Source organism: Bifidobacterium miconis, from assembly GCF_019331735.1.
In the GTDB taxonomy this organism is placed as follows: Bacteria; Actinomycetota; Actinomycetes; order Actinomycetales; family Bifidobacteriaceae; genus Bifidobacterium; species Bifidobacterium miconis.
Genome location: NZ_JAHBBH010000049.1, coordinates 1 through 19369, shown reverse-complemented (window position 1 = coordinate 19369; position 19369 = coordinate 1). Strand labels below are relative to the sequence as shown.

At 65.5% G+C, this 19369-nt stretch carries 13 protein-coding genes; 7 read left to right on the top strand and 6 right to left on the bottom strand.

All coding sequences use genetic code 11. The features are described from left to right. Window positions 1-1113, top strand: a 1113-nt coding sequence (locus tag KIH79_RS11590) for an MFS transporter (protein WP_219059520.1), incomplete at its 5' end; no start/stop codon positions are given. Between the two features lie 14 nt (window positions 1114-1127). On the opposite strand, the gene KIH79_RS11585 is transcribed toward KIH79_RS11590, so the two are convergent. Both KIH79_RS11585 and KIH79_RS11580 read right to left on the bottom strand, forming a co-directional pair. After that, window positions 1128-1442 (bottom strand): hypothetical protein, encoded by a 315-nt coding sequence (locus tag KIH79_RS11585; RefSeq protein WP_219059519.1) that lies wholly within the window; start codon window positions 1440-1442, stop codon window positions 1128-1130. 5 nt (window positions 1443-1447) lie between these two features. After that, entirely contained in the window at window positions 1448-1786 is a 339-nt protein-coding gene (locus KIH79_RS11580) for a hypothetical protein (protein WP_236023832.1), read from the bottom strand. 480 nt (window positions 1787-2266) lie between these two features. Here KIH79_RS11580 and KIH79_RS11575 point away from each other — a divergent pair, with 480 nt between their 5' ends. Continuing rightward, the gene (locus KIH79_RS11575; protein WP_219059518.1) at window positions 2267-5266 is read left to right on the top strand and encodes a cation-translocating P-type ATPase; all 3000 of its coding nucleotides are present in this window, start codon (window positions 2267-2269) and stop codon (window positions 5264-5266) included. Window positions 5267-5411: 145 nt separating this feature from the next. On the opposite strand, the gene dcd is transcribed toward KIH79_RS11575, so the two are convergent. Then, on the bottom strand, window positions 5412-5993 hold the full coding sequence (gene dcd, locus KIH79_RS11570) for a dCTP deaminase (RefSeq protein ID WP_033495062.1): 582 nt from the start codon (window positions 5991-5993) through the stop codon (window positions 5412-5414). Between the two features lie 338 nt (window positions 5994-6331). Between dcd and KIH79_RS11565 the strand changes: the two genes are divergently transcribed. Further along, entirely contained in the window at window positions 6332-7087 is a 756-nt protein-coding gene (locus KIH79_RS11565) for an alpha/beta hydrolase (RefSeq protein WP_219059517.1), read from the top strand. Between the two features lie 123 nt (window positions 7088-7210). Here KIH79_RS11565 and KIH79_RS11560 read toward each other — a convergent pair whose 3' ends face one another. After that, on the bottom strand, window positions 7211-9286 hold the full coding sequence (locus KIH79_RS11560; RefSeq protein WP_219059516.1) for a cation:proton antiporter: 2076 nt from the start codon (window positions 9284-9286) through the stop codon (window positions 7211-7213). 223 nt (window positions 9287-9509) lie between these two features. Here KIH79_RS11560 and KIH79_RS11555 point away from each other — a divergent pair, with 223 nt between their 5' ends. Both KIH79_RS11555 and KIH79_RS11550 read left to right on the top strand, forming a co-directional pair. Continuing rightward, window positions 9510-9980, top strand: coding sequence for a nucleoside deaminase (locus KIH79_RS11555; protein WP_219059515.1), 471 nt, complete (start codon window positions 9510-9512; stop codon window positions 9978-9980). 163 nt (window positions 9981-10143) lie between these two features. Next, complete coding sequence (locus tag KIH79_RS11550; protein WP_219059514.1) at window positions 10144-12384, top strand: alpha-galactosidase; 2241 nt, start codon at window positions 10144-10146, stop codon at window positions 12382-12384. Between the two features lie 287 nt (window positions 12385-12671). Here the strand turns inward: KIH79_RS11550 and KIH79_RS11545 are convergent, their stop codons facing one another. After that, the gene (locus KIH79_RS11545; protein WP_219059513.1) at window positions 12672-13907 is read right to left on the bottom strand and encodes an ROK family transcriptional regulator; all 1236 of its coding nucleotides are present in this window, start codon (window positions 13905-13907) and stop codon (window positions 12672-12674) included. 232 nt (window positions 13908-14139) lie between these two features. Here KIH79_RS11545 and KIH79_RS11540 point away from each other — a divergent pair, with 232 nt between their 5' ends. Together KIH79_RS11540 and ilvA are read left to right on the top strand one after the other, a co-directional pair. Beyond that, complete coding sequence (locus KIH79_RS11540; RefSeq protein WP_219059512.1) at window positions 14140-15975, top strand: glycoside hydrolase family 13 protein; 1836 nt, start codon at window positions 14140-14142, stop codon at window positions 15973-15975. Between the two features lie 369 nt (window positions 15976-16344). Beyond that, entirely contained in the window at window positions 16345-17610 is a 1266-nt protein-coding gene (ilvA, locus tag KIH79_RS11535) for a threonine ammonia-lyase (RefSeq protein WP_219059511.1), read from the top strand. Window positions 17611-17887: 277 nt separating this feature from the next. On the opposite strand, the gene KIH79_RS11530 is transcribed toward ilvA, so the two are convergent. After that, complete coding sequence (locus KIH79_RS11530) at window positions 17888-18643, bottom strand: SIR2 family NAD-dependent protein deacylase (protein WP_219059510.1); 756 nt, start codon at window positions 18641-18643, stop codon at window positions 17888-17890. Between the last annotated feature and the right edge of the window lie 726 nt (window positions 18644-19369).

The following is a 19369-nucleotide window of genomic DNA, read 5'->3' as shown; positions in this document are numbered from 1 at the left end:
GAGATCGGCGCGGCCGTCATGCTCGTGATCCTCTCGTTCATCGGCGACCCGTTCGTCATGGGCGCGATGCTGCTTGTCTACGGCGCGATCTCGTCGATCCCGACGCCGGCCGTCGCCGCGTACATCGCCGACGTCGTGCCGGTGCGCGCGCAGAAACGCGCGTACACGCTGCAGACGTGGGCCGTGAACTTCGGTTTCGCGATCGGCCCGATCATCGCGAACCAGCTCGTCAAGATCTCGTACACGCTGATGTTCTACGCGGAAGCCGTAATTCTCGTCGTCGCGACGGTCATGCTCGGCGCGTTCTTCCACGAGGCGCGCAAGCTGACCGCCGCGAACGTTGCCGCAGGCGTGGCGGCCGTCGCGGCGGGAACCGATGCCGTCGATGCGATCGCCGTGACCGATGCGGCCGATCATGTTGCGTCCGGTGACGTGCGGGCTGACGGTGCCGCGGACTATGTCTCGGACGGTGCGGTCGCGCCCGAACGGCCGGTGTCGATGATCGCAAACTATCGCCGTGCGTTCGCCGACTGGCCGTTCATGTCGATGGTCGTGCTCATGTTCGCGTACACGATCGCCTACTTCCAGCTCACCAGCGGCCTGCCGATCGCGCTCACGCAGCTCGGCATGGGCACGGACCAGTATTCCGTGCTGCTGACGATCAACGGCGGCATTCTGTGCCTGCTGCAGATCCCGGCGCTGGCCGTGTTCAACCGCATGAGCAACACGCGCGTGCTCGTGCTCGGCATGCTGATGACCGCCGTCGGCTACGCGTTCCAGATCGGCGCGACCTCGTGGCACGGCTTCGCGATCGCTGCCGTGCTGTGGACGCTCGGCGAGCTCGGCACGTTCCCGATCGCCGCGACCACGGTCGCCAGTCTCGCGCCGGCCGACGCGCGCGGCACGTATCAGGGCCTGTACAACCTCGTCTGGTCGCTGTCGAACGGCGCCGCGCCGCTGGTCGGCGGCTGGATCATCGGCGGGTTCGGCAGCCGCACGCTGTGGATCTGCTGCACGGTCATGTTCCTGCTCGTCGCCGCCGGCCTCGCCGCCACCAAGGGCGCCCGCGAACGCGCCGTCGCCCGCAACCTGCGCGAGTCCCTCGCCGGCTGAGTCGCGTGTTGCGCCTATGCGCGTTCGAGTTTGGCGTACCGCAAACGCGTGGCTTCGCCCGTAATACCGAGCAGTCGGCCAATCGTCTCCCATGACTGGCCTCGCCGGTGCATGAGCAGCACCATGTCGGCGATGCGTCCGTCGATGAATGCCAACTCAGTTTTGCGTCGGTTCAGTAGCCGGCTGATCTCCAGTTCGGGCGAGAAATTCGGGTCGTCTTCCGGTCGGCCGTCCGCGGGAGTCTCGGTGTGTTCGATCATGTCGGCGGCAGCGTTGCCGATGGCGAGCAGTTGTGCCTGTACGGCGGGATCGAGATCGTTGAATGCCATTGTGGTCACCTTTCCGTGCGATATTGCAATGTCAGCCACTTGGTTTCGTAACTCAGCCGTGCCCGCATGGCATGCACGATGATGTGTTCCTGCATGCTTTGCAGCCATGATCGCTCGATGACGCCGATCTCGTACAGCACCGCTCCGGATTCGCCCGTGCCCACCAATACGTGCGTGGGAGGTGCCCGGTTGGCGTTGATGTCGACTTCGATCCCGTGGCGGTACACGTGCAGGATGTCGGCGTCGCTGATCGGCGGTTCGCCGTGCTTGCGTTCCCGATGCGCCGAAGGGATGATGATCGGATCCTCACCGTCGATGATCACAAGTGTACTTGGCAAATTCATTTGTATCAACTCCTTCGTTGCTGTATTTCCGGGACGATGGGGTGGAGGCTACATGCTTGGTGCGCGGGTTCGCAAGCCAAACCGGGGGCATGTGGTCGAAAGGTCCGGGAAACTCGGCGTGAAACTCGCGATGACGGTGTCCGGCCGGGCGACAGGCCTGTTGAATCGTGTGGCAGACGCCGGTTGGGAGCTGAGTTATCCACACTCGGCGTGTCTGTCCACAATCGCAGCCGGCTGCGGACGGCGGGCCGCGACGCGAGCCCCCCCCCTGACACACCGGCGAAAACGTTGGGAATTGGGCACTGCAACGGGTTTTGTTACGCGCTCGGTTAAGCGGTGTATGGAATAATGGCATCCGTACGCATCGGCCGCATACGCGCCGGTGCCCATAACCGCGCAGCCTTGCCGCGCCAGCCGGGGGAGAGATCCCGGCGTACGCGAGGGCTGACTACTCCGCGGCTATACCAAGGAGAACACAACATGGTTGATCGCCAGAAAGATCAATCCAAGGCGTCCGCGCTGGCAGAGGACGCCGTCCAGTCAGAGGAAGTGCGCGCCCAGCAGGCGCTGCTCAACGACACCGACCCGTCGCTGACCGATGCGAGCGAGGTCGCCAAAGCGCTGAACGTCGACACCGCAACCGGCCTGAGCTCGGCCGAAGCCAAGCGCCGCCTCGAGAAGTTCGGCCCGAACCAGCTGGCCAGCGCGCCGCCGGTGCCGAAGTGGAAGAAGTTCCTCGCGCAGTTCGAGGATCCGCTGGTCTACCTGCTGCTCGTCGCCACCGCGATCTCGGTGGTCGCATGGTTCATCGAACGCGCGAATACGCCGGGCGCGGGGGAGCCGGTGCCGTTCGACGCGCTCGTCATCGTGCTCATCCTGATCGTCAACGCCGTCCTCGGTTACATCCAGGAGGCCCGCGCCGAACAGGCCGTCGCCGCGCTTGCGCAGATGACCGCGCCGCAGACCGCCGTCCTGCGCGACGGCAAGGTCGTGCACATCAACACCACCGACGTCGTCCCCGGCGACGTCGTCGTGCTCGGCGAAGGCGACACCGTCTCCGCCGACGGCCGACTGTTCGCCGCCGCGTCCCTGCGCATCGCCGAAGCGAGCCTGACCGGCGAGTCCGTCCCGGTCGGCAAGAAGCCGGAAACGCTCGCCGCAGCCAAGGCGCTCGGCGACCGCGCGAACATGATCTTCAACGGCACGTCCGTCACGCAGGGCACCGGCCGCGCGATCGTCACCGGCACCGGCATGAACACGCAGGTCGGCAAGATCGCCGACATGCTCGCCGCCACCGACGACGAGGCCACCCCGCTGCAGAAGGAGATGGCGCACGTCTCCAAGATCCTCGGCCTCGCGGTGTGCATCATCGCCGTGGTCGTGCTCGCCGCGCTCGCGCTCACGCAGGGCTTCCACTCGGTGCACGACATCATCGACTCGCTGCTGCTGGCCGTCTCGCTGGCCGTCGCCGCCGTGCCGGAGGGCCTGGCCGCGATCCTGACCGTCGTGCTCGCGCTCGGCGTGCAGCGCATGGCCAAGCACAACGCGATCGTCAAGAAGCTCTCCTCCGTGGAGACGCTCGGCTCCGCGTCCGTGATCTGCTCCGACAAGACCGGCACGCTCACCCGCAACGAGATGACCGTCGAACGCGTGGTCACGCCGTCCGGCGAAGTGCAGATCACCGGCACCGGCTACGCGCCGGAGGGCCGCATGGTGATGGTCGGCGCCGCGGACGGCGACCTGTCGGTCCCGGCCGGCGTCGAAGCCGAAGTCATGGCGACGCTCGGCGCGGGCACGCTTGCGAACGACGGCGACCTGCGCGAAAGCGAGTCCAAGGCCGGCACGTGGGAGGCGATCGGTGACCCGACCGAAGTCTCGCTGATCGTCGCCGCCCGCAAGGTGCACGCCGACAAGAAGTACGCGAACTTCGAGCGCGTGGCCGAAGTGCCGTTCACGTCCGAACGCAAGCGCATGGCGATCGTCGCCAAGGACAACGCCGACGCCGGCAACCTGACCGTCTTCGCGAAGGGCGCGCCGGACGTGCTGCTCGCGTACTGCACGCGCATTGCCGTCGGCGGCGCGGTCCGTCCGCTCACCGAAGGCGACCGTCAGACGATCCTCGCGACCGTCGAGAAGCTGTCCGGCGAGGCGTACCGCACGCTGGGCGAGGCGTACCGTCCGCTCGGCGTCTCCTCGCTGACCGAAGTCCCCGGCATCGTGACGAACTCGGCCGGTCAGATCACCGACATCTCCGAACAGTCCGACGTGATCGAATCCGACCTGATCTGGGCCGGCATGGTCGGCATCATCGACCCGCCGCGCACCGAGGTCCGCGACTCCGTGGCCGAGGCGCACCGCGCCGGCATCCGCACCGTCATGATCACCGGCGACCACCCGCTCACCGCGGCGCGCATCGCCTCCGATCTGGGCATCATCGCCAAGGGCGGCAAGGCGCTTACCGGCGACCAGCTCGACGCGATGGACGAGAAGGCGCTCGACAAGGCGACCTCCGAAGTCTCCGTGTACGCGCGCGTCGCGCCGGAACACAAGCTCAAGATCGTCGAGTCGCTGCAGCGTCAGGGCAACATCGCCGCCATGACCGGCGACGGCGTGAACGACGCCCCGGCCGTCAAGTCCGCCGACATCGGCGTGGCCATGGGCATCACCGGCACCGAGGTCACCAAGGAATCCGCGAAGATGATCCTCGCGGACGACAACTTCTCCACCATCGTCGCCGCCGTGCGCGAAGGCCGCGTGATTTTCGACAACATCCGCAAGTTCCTGCGCTACCTCCTGAGCTCCAACGTGGGCGAGGTGTTCACCGTGTTCGGCGGCGTCATGCTCGCCGGCGTGCTCGGCATCACCCAGCCCGGCTCGCAGGGCGTGACCGTGCCGCTGCTCGCCACGCAGCTGCTGTGGATCAACCTGCTCACCGACGCCGCACCGGCGCTTGCGATGGGCGTCGACCCGCAGACCGACGACGTGATGGCCCGCAAGCCGCGCAAACTCACCGACCGCGTGATCGACAAGGACATGTGGATCGACATTGCGTTCATCGGCATCATCATGGCCGCCGTGACGCTGATCGGCATGGACATGCACCTCGCGGGCGGCCTGTTCACCGACCGTTCCGTGGACGCGCTCGGCCACGACGCGCAGATGACCGAGGCCCGCACCATGGGCTTCACGATCCTCGTGTTCGCGCAGCTGTTCAACGCGATCGCCTCGCGCTCAGCACGCCAGTCCGCGTTCGTGGGCCTGTTCAGCAACAAGTGGCTGTGGGGCGCGATCGGCATTTCGATCCTGCTGCAGGTCGTGGTGATCTACGTGCCGTTCCTCAACGACGCGTTCGGCACCACGCCGCTCGACTTCGTCGCGTGGTTCGAGTGCATCGGCCTTGCCGCGATCGTGCTGGTGGCCTCTGAAATCTACAAGGCCATCATGCGCGCCGTCGACAAGCGCCGCGGCGTGACCGCGTGACCGCGTAACTGACAGCGACGACTCGTAGTCGCCCATAATCCACAAAGAGGCTCCCTTCCCGCAAAGAAGGGAGCCTCTTCTCGTATTTGGTCTCTTGGATTGGATCAGAAGGTCTCATCTGGCCTCATCCGGGAACAGAGGCCGGTCAGTCGCTCACGTCGGCTTTGTAGAAGTTGACGTAGGAGCGGCTCGGCGTCGGCCCGCGCTGGCCCTGATAGTGAGAGCCGGTGCCCTTGGAGCCGTACGGATGCTCGGCCGGCGAGCTGAGCTGGAAGAAGCACATCTGGCCGATCTTCATGCCGGGCCACAGCTTGACCGGCAACGTCGACACATTGCTCAGCTCAAGCGTGATGTGCCCCTCGAAGCCCGGGTCGATGAATCCCGCGGTCGAATGCGTGAGGATGCCGAGACGGCCCAGCGAACTCTTGCCCTCGAGGCGCGCGGCGATCGTCGCGTCGAGCTTGACGTACTCCCATGTCGAGCCGAGCGCGAATTCGCCCGGATGCAGGATCCACGGCTCGTCCGGCGCGACCTCGAACTGCTCGGTCAGCGCGCCCTGATTCTCGGCCGGATCGACGTACGTGTACGCATGGTTGTTGAACAGGCGGAAGTAACGGTCCAGACGCACGTCGATCGACGCGGGCTGCACCATCTCGGGAGTCCACGGATCAAGCGAGATATGACCGTCTTCCTTGGCGGCGAGAATATCGCGATCGGACAGCAGCATGGCAACTCCTTGGCTTGGCGTTCGGAAAACGCGTTCATGGAACGAATAACTGCACCCCAGTCTAGCGGCGGGCCTCTTGCGGCGCGACCCGTCCGCCTGCACAATTCCGCGCCAAAACTTTCAGCTTGTTCTCAGACAACCACATCATTGCGCCCAGAAAGCGGTGGTTTCATAATAACTGTCAGCAAGAGCTGAACAGGAACAGCAGCAGTTCCCGACAATTGAACCCTTTCTTCTTCTCTCTCCTTTCTCTCCCCGGCGGACGCCCCGCCGGGGTTTCTTTTTGTCCGTTGAACCATGCGCCTCGCAGAACCCGCCCATCGCGTATATTGGGGCGCATGAGCGAAGACGCAACATACGGCGCAACCGCCGGACCCGAGCCATCGATCCCGCCGGCCCTGCCGGCCATCACGCACGTGCAGTACTCGCGCGGCGGGGGAGAGGCCGCGCCCACCAGGCCCATGTTCCTGTGCCTGCACGGCTGGGGCTCCAACGAGGAGGACTTGGCCGACATCATGCGCTACATCGCGCCGTACAACGACTACGCGTCCCTGCGCGCGCCGATCGTGCTGCAGGAGCGTCGCGAACGCGGCGACGGACTGCCGGCCATCGCCGGCGCATACTCGTGGTTCACCGGCAAGGCCCCGTCCGGCGACGATCTCGACCGCGAAGCATACGCGGCCGCCCGCGCGATCGACCGCTGGGTCGACGAGCACGTGCCGCTCGAACGCGACGTCGTGCCGATCGGCTTCTCGCAGGGCGGCCTGCTGGCCGTGCACCTGCTGCGCATCCATCCCGAACGCTATCGTGCGGCGATCAGCCTGTCCGGCACGCTCGCTCCCGGCAACGTGCCTGGCACGGCCCCGGCCGACGATCGGCTCGCCGACTACGAGACGCCCGTGTTCTACGTGTACGGCAAGAACGATCGGGTCGTGCCCAAGTACGAGCTGTTCGCGGCGGCCGCGTGGCTCGAAGAGCACACGTGGCTGACGACGAAAAGCTATCACGGCCTCGGCCACGAGGTGAGCATGGACGAATTCGCCGACCTGCGCCAGTGGCTGCTGTTGCACGACATCTCGTCCGGCGTGCTGTAAGTAAATGCGCTGAACGCCTGCGCCACGCTCCTGTCAGCGTCACGGCTTTGACGGGTGCGGGTATGACGCTCCCCCAGTCAGCTGCGCTGCCAGCCCCCTCAGCCGAGGGGGCCAAGGATTGGACTACAGGCTCGAATCCGCGTCCACGCTCATCACGTACACGTTGCGGCGCAGCGTCTTCGCCTGCGCGCGCGTGATCTCGCCGGCCTCGACCATGTCCTGGATCACGCCGAGCTCGATGCCGTAGCTTTCGCGCTTCACGTCCTCCGCCATGCCGATCGTCTTCGCGCTGCCGGTCATGTTCGGCCGCGCGCGCAGCGCCGATTCGGCGCGACGATAGTCGAGCAGCAGCGCCGAGCAATGCTCCGTGTTGTACGTGCTGCGCGTCATCTCCTCGTACAGCCGGTCGATCACGTGCTCGAACGCGGCCAGCTGCACCATGCGGGTGTGCGCGAAGATCTCGTCGTCGCTGATCAGCGGCGTGGTGCGGCGGATGCGGCTCGACGTGCGCCGGATCAGCGTGAGCGTGCGGCGCTGCAGCGCGCGCATGCGGCCGCGGATCTGCCACATGGCCCGGCCGGAGTTGCGGTCGGTGGAAATGTGGCGCAGCGAGTTCATGATCTGGTCGAGCAGGCGCTCGCACGCTTCGATTTCCAGATCGCGGTTCGCCTGTGTGCCTTCCTTGCTGCGTTTCGTGTCGATGAGCCGCTGCTTGACGTAGTCCTTCTCCCAGTTGAGCGCGTCGATCTGCAGCTGCGCGTAGCCCTGCGGGTCGAGTTCGCCGGTGCGCTGCTTGAGTCGCGTGATGCGCTTCGTGTACGAGTCGATCACCATGAGCACGGCGCGGCGGTTCTCGTTCGTCACGCGTCCGGTCAGTTCCTCGACGGTGCGGCGCAGCACCTCGATCGTGACTTCGGTCATTTCCAGCGACGCGTCGCCGCCGCGGTTCGGCGCGATTGCGGGAAGCAGGAAGTTCGCGAGCAGCAGTGTCACGATGATCACGCCGGACGCGATGAAGATCAGCTCGTCGCGCATCGGGAACCAGCGTCCGCCGGAGATCGCGTACGGGATCGTGAACATCAGCGACAGCGTGATGGTGCCCTTCGCGCCGCCGAACGTCATGACCGCGGCCGAACGCCAGCGTTCCGGCGTCATGTGGCGACGGTGGCCGGTGGCCGTGTCGCGCGCGAGGCGCAGCATGGCCGACACCCAGATGAACCGCATGGTGATCACGACGAGCGACACGAGCAGGATCACCATGATGAGCAGCATGTTGCTCACGCCCGGATCCTCCCAGCTGTTGCCCATCGCGCCGGGCAGCAGCATGCCGAGCAGGATGAACACGGCGCCGTTGAGCGTGAACGAGAGCACGCCCCACACGCTGTTCGACACGATGTTCGTGCGGGCCACGTTCGGGCCGACGCCCGTACGGTCGAAGCGGATGAACAGGCCGGACGCGACAACCGACAGGATGCCGGACACGTGCGCCACGTCCTCAGCGGCCAGATACAGCAGGAACGGCAGGAACAGTTCCATGAGGATGCGCGTGGTGGTCGTCTCCCAGCCGAGCGAGCGGATCGTTTCGAACAGCCAGTTGGCGATCATGCCGATCGCCAGGCCGAACAGGCCGCCGCCGATGAACGACATCACGAATTCGCCGGCCGCCTCGCCGACCTCGAACTGTCCGGTGACGGCCGCCGCGATCGCGAACTGGAAGCCGACGATGCCGGATGCGTCGTTGAACAGCGATTCGCCTTTGAGCACGCCCATCTGGCGTTGCGTCAGCGCCGCCTCCTTGCCGAGCGACGATACGGCGACCGCGTCGGTCGGACCGAGCGCCGCACCGAGCGCCAGGCCTGCGGCCAGCGGAATGGCCGGCCAGATCGCGTGCAGGATCACGCCGACGGCGACCATGGTCGCGATCGCGAGGCCGATGGCCAGCGACAGCGACAGCTTGAGCGTTTTCAGCAGACCCGACTTGTCGATTTCGTGCGCTTCGAGGTAGAGCAGCGGCGCGATGAACAGGACCATGAACAGTTCCGGGTCGAGTTCGACGTTGGGGAAAAACGGCAGTTGCGAGGCGATGGCGCCGAGCGCGATTTGCACGAGCGGCGTGGACACTTTCGGAATGAAGCGGCTGATGAACGAGGACAGCACCACCACCGCAATGATGCATAGGATGAGCTGAAATACCGCCACAGTGTGTCCTCCCTCTCCATGGCCTCCGTTGCCGCCATCAGCCTATCAGTCAAACCTTCTACCCGCGTTACGTTTCTCGGCAAGCGGTTGCCGGCGTGTTTGCGTTATCGTCAAGTGCCGCCACGCGCTGCCGATGGCACGAAACCCGCGGCGCGTTCGTCGCCCGCGTCGGTTTTCGCCGGCTTTCGCTGGTTTTCGATCGGGCCCGTTTACACTGGCATCCATGACGAATGACGAGGCGATGGAGCGCGCGCTGGCGCTGGCGGCGGACGCGGCGGCCGACGGGGAGGTGCCGGTCGGCGCGCTGGTGTTGGACGCGGACGGTCGCGTGATTGGCGAGGGACGCAACGCGCGCGGCGGACAGACGCATGACGATCACGCGCAGCCCGATCCGCTCGCGCATGCCGAAGTGCTCGCGATGCGCGCGGCCGCCGCCCGGCTCGGCACGTGGAATCTCGCCGACTGCACGCTCGTGGTCACGCTCGAACCGTGCCCGATGTGCGCGGGCGCATGCCTGCAGACGCACGTCGGACGCATCGTGTTCGGCGCGTGGGACGCCAAACTCGGCGCGTGCGGTTCGATCTGGGACATTCCGCGCGATCCGCACGTCGGCCACGCGCCGGAAGTGTACGGCGGCGTGCGCGAAGCCGAGTGCGCGCGTATCCTCGCCGACTTCTTCGCCGCGCGACGCTGACCCGGACCGGCGGAATTTCTTTCCAGCGGCAACAAACACTCCGCATCCTGACAAGGAAAACGCGCTCGCGTACCATCGATACCGGTACGCCAACCAAATATTTCCGTCCGTAGCAAGTCAGGCCGCACGCAGGCCGAACGCCAGCCAACGCAAGGGAGTAGCAATGTCGCTGATCGAACAATTCCAAGGCGCCGCCGCAGACGGCACCGATCTGACCGCCGTCTACGCCGAACAGTCCGACGCCAACGTCGCGTTCGCGCTGGTCTTCCCCGGCGACGACCTGCCGCGATTCGTGCACTGGGGGCGCCCGATCGCCGATCCAGCCACCGTCGTCAACCTGTACGATGCGTTGCGCCCGCAGCGCGTCTCCGGCGGCCTCGACGACACGTCGTGGCCGTCCGTCCTGCCCACGCAGGCCGAATCGTGGATCGGCGCGCCCCGCTTCGAGGTCCGTCGCGACGGCGTCGAACTGCACTGCCGGTTCGCGGTCGAAGCCGTGACGGCCGGTACGGTTGACGACGACTCCCAGCCGACGCCGACCGTCATCGTCGAGGCCGCCGATCGCGAACAGGGCGTCGGCATCGTCTGGACCTGCCAGCTCGACGCATCCGGTCTCATCCGCCAAAAGCTCGAAGTCGCGAACCTCGGCGACGGCAATCTTGAGATCGGCCGCATCGAACTCGGCTTCCCCGTGCCGTCCGACGCCGTCGAAATCCTCACCACCACCGGCCATCATCTGCGCGAACGCCATCCGCAGCGCCAGCCGCTCACCATCGGCCGCTTCGAAAAACTCTCCATGACCGGTCGTCCCGACTTCGACGCCAGCCTGCTGCTGTCCGCCGGCGAACCCGGCTTCGGTTTCGAACGCGGCGACGTGTACTCCGTGCACGTCGGCTGGAGCGGCAACAGCGTCCTGTCCGCCGAACGCACGCCGTACACGCAAGGTCTGATCGGCGGCGGCGAAATCCTGCTCGGCGGCGAAATCACGCTGGCAAACGGCGACGCCGCGTACGCGACCCCGTGGGTCTACGGATCGTACGGCAACGGCCTGAACGAAGTCGCCGCACGATTCCACGCCTACCTGCGCAACGTGCACCGTGTCGCCCGCCGCGCGCTCGGCATCGCCGACAAGCCGCGGCCGGTCATCCTCAACACGTGGGAGGCCGTGTACTTCGACCAGAACTACGACACGCTCACCGCGCTCGCCGACAAGGCCGCCGCGGCCGGCGTCGAACGGTTCGTCGTCGACGACGGCTGGTTCGGCTCCCGTCGCGACGACACGAGCGGACTCGGCGACTGGCAGATCGCGCAGGACGTGTGGCCGGACGGCGACAAGAGCCTGCGCGCGCTGGCTGATTACGTGCACGGCAAGGGCATGGAATTCGGCCTGTGGTTCGAGCCGGAAATGGTCAACCCCGATTCCGACATGTACCGCGCGTACCCCGACTGGGTGCTGCGCCCGACGCCGGGCCGCCTGCCGATGCAGGGGCGCACGCAGCAGGTCGTCGACCTGACCAACCCGGACGCGTACGCGTACGTGTACGGCTGTATGGATCGGCTGGTCGGCGAGCTGGGCATCGACTACATCAAGTGGGATCACAACAAGCTCGTCACCGAAGCGGTCTCGCCGCGCACCGGCCGCCCGGCCGTGCACGCGCAGACGCTTGCCGTCTACCGCATCTTCCGCGACCTCAAGACCGCGCATCCGGGTCTTGAAATCGAAAGCTGCTCGTCCGGCGGCGGCCGCGTCGACCTCGGCATCCTCGAACTCGCCGACCGCATCTGGGTGTCCGACTGCGTCGACCCGCTCGAACGCGTCGAAATCCAGCGTTACACGTCGCTGCTCGTGCCGCCGTTCATGATGGGCGAGCACGTCGGCGCCAGCCCCGCGCACTCCACGCAGCGCGCCACCAGCCAGGAGCTGCGCATGGCGATGGCGTTCTTCGGGCACATGGGCGTCGAATGGAACCTGCTCAAGGAGTCCGACGCGGACGTGGCCAAGCTCGGCGAGTGGATTGCCGAATTCAAGAAACACCGCGAATGGTTCGCGGTCGACACGTGCGTGCATGCGGACTGCGCCGACCCGGCCGTGCGCGTGGACGGCATGGTCAAACCCGACCGTTCCGCCGCGTTCTACCGGTTCACGCAGGTCACCACGTCCGCCACGTATCCGGCCGCGCCGATCCGCCTGCCCGGCCTCGACCCGGACGCCACGTACCGCATTCAGCCGCTGTGGCTCGACCTCGATCTCGCCGCGCTCGGCATCGCCAACGGCCAGTCGCCGCTTGGCTGGTGGACGGAAGACGGCGTGCTGCTCACCGGCCGCGCGCTCGCCACCTACGGCCTGCGCCCGCCGAGCCTGCATCCTGCGCAGTCGGTGCTGTTCACTGCCATTCAGCAGTAGACGCTGGTCACGCGATGGAATCTGAACGATACGCTCCATCGCGTGTACTGCTTGCCGGTCACACGATGGCATATTGGGTGATGATGCCATCGTGTGATTGGAGGTTTGGTCACGGGATGGAATTCCGTCGTGCTTTTGCTGACTCGTGACCTTCCAAACAGGTCACGCGATGGCATATTCGCGTGATGATACCGCCGCGTGTCCGATGGCACCGTCACGCGATGGTAAAAATGGTTCGATTTTCCATCGCGTGACCGCGCGTACGGAACCTTGGCACGGGTTGATCGCTATCCGATGTAGCGGGAGATGGCGCGGGAGGCGGCGGCCTTGGCCCACAGCTGCCAGTCGTGGTCGACGACCGTGAACCGCACCGGCGCGGCCTGGCTGTGCCGGTAGCGGTTGATGCCGTCGCGCACCGCGTCGATGCTCATCTTCGCGAGAAACGCCGATTCTCCGGCCACCATCACGCGCGACGGCATCGCGATGTTCGCGACCATCGAAATCAGCGCCCCCAGCCGGAAGCACGTCTGGTCGACCAGCTGTTCGGCCTGCGGCCGGCCCGCCCGCGCGTCCGCCACGAACTCGTCGAACGTGCACGCGCGGCCGATCATCTGCGAATACTGGTTCGCCAGCGACGCGTCCGTCAGGCACTGCGCGCAGCCGATATGCCCGGACGCGCAGCGCGGCCCCTCCGGGTCGACGAGCACATGGCCGAGCAGTCCGTAGCTCTTGTCCGGATAGTCGACCGGCTCGCCGTGCACGGCCAGCGAATAGCCGATGCCCACGCCGATCGTCACCACGGCGAACGCCTCCAGTCCGACGCCCGGCCCGAACCAGCTTGCGTCCAGCAGCAGCGAATCGACGTCGTTGTAGACCGTGCACGGCAGACCGGCCGCGTCCGCGACCATCGCGGCCAGCGGCACGTCCTGGTTCCAGCGCAGGAACGGTGCGAACGTGACCGTCGCGTCGTCGCGCACATGACCGCCGATCGCGACGCCGATCGCCGTCGGCTCAGGCAGTGCGCGCGCGGCGACGTCCGCGCGGCACTCGTCGGACAGGCGTGCGACGACGTCGGTCACGCGCTGCGGCGAACGGTCGGCAAACGTGAGTTCGTGACGGTCGGATACGACTTCGCCGTGCGCGTTGACCGCGGCGGCGATCGCCGACGTGCCGTGCACTTTGACGCCGACGAACGTGCGGGCGTTCGCACGCAACGCGAGCGCGGTCTGCGGCCGGCCGCGACGTTCGCCGCTGTCCTTCGGCGCGAACCCCTGCGGCAGCGGCCCGCGTGCCACGGAATCGCCCGGCAGTTCCTCGATCACGCCGGCATAGATCAGATCGCTGGTGATGCGCGACAGCGCGCCCTGCGACAGGCCGAGCAGCTGGGCGAGCGTGGTGCGGGCGATTGGGCCATACTGTGCGATTGCGCGCGCGACCCGGTGCATGTATTCCGAGCCTGCGAACCATTGCGGGAACGCGGATGCTGTGGGGTCCGTCGCGTTCGCTGCCTCCGATGCGGTCATCTTGCGCTCCTTGCCGTGATCGTGTTGCGATCGTGCCGTGTGTGGTTGCCGTACGCGTGCCGTGCGCGGTTGCCGTACGCGTGCCGTGCGCGGCCATTATTTTCATTCCTACGGCATAAAAATACTCTTTTCTTTCCGCCTCGCCCGGGGAACCGTCAGATGGGAATGAAAACCGCGCAATCGTATGCTGTGAGGTACGCGAACCGCACCCATCAGCAAAGGAGCCGAACCCATGACCTCGTTCAACCGCGCCAACCTGCCAGACAACGTCCGCACCAACGGCGCCACCCCGAACCCGTGGTGGGCCAACGCCGTCGTCTACCAGATCTACCCGCGCTCGTTCCAGGACACCAACGGCGACGGCTTCGGCGACCTCAAGGGCATCACGAGCCGGCTCGACTATCTTGCCGACCTCGGCGTCGACGTGCTGTGGCTGTCCCCGGTGTACAAGTCCCCGCAGGACGACAACGGCTACGACATCTCCGACTATCAGGACATCGACCCGCTGTTCGGCACGCTCGACGACATGGACGAGCTGCTCGCCGAAGCGCATAAGCGCGGCATCAAGATCGTGATGGACCTCGTCGTCAACCACACGTCCGACGAGCACGCATGGTTCGAAGCGTCGAAGGACAAGAACGACCCGCACGCGGACTGGTACTGGTGGCGTCCGGCCCGCCCCGGCAAGACCCCGGGAGAGCCCGGCGCCGAACCGAACCAGTGGGGCTCCTACTTCGGCGGCTCCGCATGGGAATACGACCCGAAGCGCGGCGAATACTACTTCCACCAGTTCTCCAAGAAGCAGCCCGACCTCAACTGGGAGAACCCGGCCGTGCGCCGCGCCGTGTACGACATGATGAACTGGTGGCTCGATCGCGGCGTCGACGGCTTCCGCATGGACGTGATCACGCTCATCTCCAAGCAGGTCGACTCCGCCGGACGCCTGCCCGGCGAGCCCGGCAGCGAGATCGCGGACGGCCCGGTGGGCGAGGAAGGCTACTCCAACCCGAGCCCGTTCTGCGCCGACGGCCCGCGGCAGGACGAATTCCTCGCCGAAATGCGCCGTGAGGTCTTCGCCGGCCGCGACGGCTTCCTCACCGTCGGCGAGGCGCCCGGCATCAACGCGCAGCGCAACGAGCACATCACCGACCCCGCCAACGGCGAACTCGACATGCTGTTCCTGTTCGAACACGTCGACTGCGACTGCGAAGGCACCAAGTGGAAGCCGCTGCCGCTGCACCTGCCCACGCTCAAGCGCATCATGGCCGGCTATCAGACCGCCGTCGCCAAAGCCGGCTGGGCCAGCCTGTTCGACGGCAACCACGACCAGCCGCGCGTCGTCTCCCGCTGGGGCGACGATTCCACCGAGGAAAGCCGCGTGCGCTCCGCCAAGGCGCTCGCGCTCATGCTGCACCTGCACCGCGGCACCCCGTACGTGTATCAGGGCGAGGAGCTCGGCATGACCGACGCGCACTTCACCCGCCTCGACCAGTACCGCGACCTCGAATCGCTCAACGCGTTCCGCCAGCGCGTCGAAGAGGCGAAGGTGCAGGACGCGGAGTCGATGATGGCCGGCCTCGCCGCGCGCAGCCGCGACAACGCCCGCACCCCGATGCAATGGGACGCGTCTAAGTACGCCGGATTCACCGCGCCCGACGCCGCGACCGAACCGTGGATCTCCGTCAACGAGAACTGCGCGGCGATCAACGCGGCCGCCGAATTCGACGATCCGGACTCCGTGTACGCGTTCTACAAGCGGCTCATCGCGCTGCGCCACGAGAACCCGGTCGTTTCCGCCGGCGACTGGCAGCTGATCGACGCGGACGACGAGCACGTGTACGCGTTTGTGCGCACGCTCGGCGACGAGCGACTGCTGACGGTCGTGAACCTGTCCGGCCGCACGGTCGACCTGCCGGCCGAGTCCGCGGCGCTGCTGGACGCCGCGGCCGGCGATGCGGGCGTGAGCGCGGACGCGATCGTGATCTCCACTGACGACGCCGATCACGCCGCCGCATCGCTCGCCAAGCGCGAGCTCGCCGCATGGGAGGGCGCGGTCGTCCGCCTGTAACGGGTTGCACCCTCTCCCCACCGTCGTGGAACTCCCGGCTCAACCGGGAGTTCCACGATCGAGAGGCTGATTTTTACTTCTGCGCATGTCAGTTCGACGATCGAGAGGCTGCTTATGCTGGCGCCTAAGGTCCTATTGTCACGCATCTGCTACAAAAGGCCGATTTTCTGGCTGCCGCAACAATGCTGCGGCTCGTCCGCAGCCTCTCGATCGTCAAACTGATGTCTGCAGAGCCCGTCATTAGCCTCTCGATCGTTGAACTGACGGACAGTGGGGCGGTGCGAATGGCATAAGACCATTGCTGATCGAATGTTTTGCAGATGGAATCCGCGACGTCTTAGGCCGGCCGGCCGCCTACAATTAGCCCTCATGGAACAAAAAGACGTCCTCAAAGCACTGCAGCGTGATCATGCGGCCGAACTCAAGCTCGCCGCCGAACGGTTGAAGGGGACCGCCCGTCACACCGAAATCATCCCCTCCCCGGTCCTGTCCGACATGACCGGCCACAAGATTCTCCTCAAGCCCGAGAACCTGCAGGTCACCGGTTCGTTCAAGATCCGCGGCGCCTACAACAAGATCGCCTCCCTCACCGACGAGGAGCTGGCCCGCGGCATCGTCACCGCGTCCGCCGGCAACCACGCGCAGGGCGTCGCCTACGCGGCGCGCGAACGCGGCGCGAAGGCCACGATCTGCATGCCGACCATCACCCCGCCGCTCAAGGTCGACGCCACCAAGGCGTACGGCGCCGACGTGGTGCTCTACGGCGACGTGTTCGACGAGTCCGCCGCCCACGCGGCCGAGCTCGCCGAAACCCAGGGCATGATCTACGTGCCGCCGTTCGACGATTACGAGGTCATCTGCGGCCAGGGCACGATCGGTCTGGAAATCCTCGAAGACGTGCCGGACGTGACCGACGTGGTCGTGCCGCTCGGCGGCGGCGGACTGGGCGCCGGCGTGGCTCTGGCGATCAAGACGTTCAAGCCGGAGGTGCGCGTGATCGGCGCGATTCCGGAAGGCTCTCCCGCGTGGAAGGATTCGTTCGCCGCCGGCCGCGTCTCGCCGGCCGATCAGGTGGTCACTTCCGCCGAGGGCGTGGCCGTCAAGCACCCGGGCGACCTGCCGTTCGCGCTGCTCAACGAATTTCTCGACGATCTGGTGACCGTCACCGAACGCGACATCAACGAGATGATCCTGCTCATGCTCGAAAAGCACAAGCTGGTCGTCGAGGCCGCCGGTGCGGTATCGCTGGCCGCGCTCGAGCATCTGAACCTGCGCTCGCGCAAGTTCGCGTCCGCTCACGGCCCGCACGTGGTGGTACCGATCATGTCGGGCGGCAACATCGATACGGTCACGATGGGCGCGGTGATCCAGAAGGGCATGATCGCGCGCGGGCGCATCATGAACTTCGAGGTCGAACTGCCGGATACCCCGGGCCAGCTCGTCAAAGTCGCCACGCTGCTCGCCAAGGAGCGCGCGAACGTCATCCAGCTCGACCACGATCAGTTCAAGGCATCCGGCCATTACACGAACGCCGTGTCGCTCGGCGTGACGGTCGAAACGAACGGCCCGGACCACATCGACCGCATCCTTGCGGCCCTGCGCGAGGCCGGCTTCCAGCCGAAGCGCATCTACTGATCTGTGCTGATGTGCTGATGTGCTGATGCGCTGATGCGCGTCGATGTGATGCGCGAATCGTTGCGATAGTGCAACGACCGCGGGGGCTTCGGCATTGCATTCCCGACACACTCCAGGCCGTTTGGCCGAGCCTACAGTCGGAAACGCAATGCCGAAGCCCCCGCTCTGTTTGTGATATGTGCGGCGTCGTGATGCGGCGCTGTGTCGTCGGGTCAGTGTCGGGTCAATTGAGTCGGCGATATGTGCGGTACTTGCGCAGTGCTATCGCTTACCGCACTTACTGTTCTGCCGCGATGGTCTCGTCGACGAGCTGGGGGAGCGCGACGGCGATGTCCTCGCGGATGAGGCGCGTTGCGAGTCGGTCGTATTGCGTGCGGCCCATGTTCATGATGGTGATCGGCACGCCGGCCTGCGCGGCGACCGGCACGAGCGATGCGGCCGGGAAGACTTCGAGCGTGGAGCCGATGACCCAGAATTCGTCGGCTTCGGTGACGCGCTTCATTGACTTTTCCATCGCGCCGTCGGGCAGTTGCTCGCCGAAGTACACCACGTCGGTTTTGATCAGTCCGTTGCACGGCATGTTGCCGTTATACGGCAGCTTGCGGTGGCAGTGCGGGTCCGGTTCCTCGTCCAGTTTGGCCATGATGTCGGCCGTGTCGTATTTCGCGTGGCACTTCATGCAGTGCGATGTGCCGATGGTGCCATGCAGGTTGACGATGACGTCGGCCGAATTGCCGGCCTTCTCGTGCAGCGCGTCGAAGTTCTGCGTGGCCAGCAGCGTGAGCAGGCCCGCCTGTTCCAGCTTGACGAGCGCCTTGTGCGCGGTGCCGGGCTGCGCGTTCCAGACGGGGGATTCCTTCTGCCAGCGCCACGAATATTCGCGCTCCTCCTTGCTGGTGAGGAACGCGTCGATGTCGTAGACGCTCATTTGTTCGGGATGCTTGGTCCAGACGCCGTCCGGACCACGGAAGTCGGGGATGCCTGCGGAGGTGGAGATGCCCGCGCCGGTCAGTACTGCGATTTTTTTCGTCATATCTATAGGTATACGCCTGTTGCGTTTCGTTGGTTGCGGTTGTGGCGTCGTGCCGACGGATGCCGTGCCGATTGTCGCGATGACTGCTGCGGATGCCCGTTGCGTTCGGACGGATGCGCCAATGACGACGGTGGATGATTGCGTGAGCGTGATTGCGGTCCGTCGTGCGTCTGTTGGGGGGTTGGTCGGGGGCTGAAGAGGGGATGTCCGGCTGTTGAAGTGTTGGTGAAGCGCCGCGACACGCCGTCCGAGTGCTGAATTTGGGTTGCGCCGGGATTGTTTTGGGGGCTTAGGATGAGTCTGAACGTGGAAAATCGCGTTTTTCGACACGCCGATGGAGTTGTGTGTTTTCAATGGTTTTGGGGTTGTTTGGTGTGGTGGGTTTGCGTTTGTGGTTGGGTTCGTGTAAGTTATTCATTCGCTGCCGCTGAGCGGTTGGGTTTCTTCCTCTGGTTGGTTTCCTGGCTGGTTTGTGTGTGGTGGTGGTTTGAGAACTCAAGAGCGTGTTTGTACTACTTTTTAGAGTCGTTTTTTGATTGCCAGTCCAATTCCCGCTTCTCTTTGTTTGGGGAGTCCATGAGAGTGGAGTGATGGGGATTGGGGTTTTTGTGCGAACGTCCTTCCTTATAGGATGTTCCGTCAATTTATGTTTTTGAGAGTCATTCAATGGTTCTCTTCATGATTTTTTTGTGGAGGGTTCGATTCTGGCTCAGGATGAACGCTGGC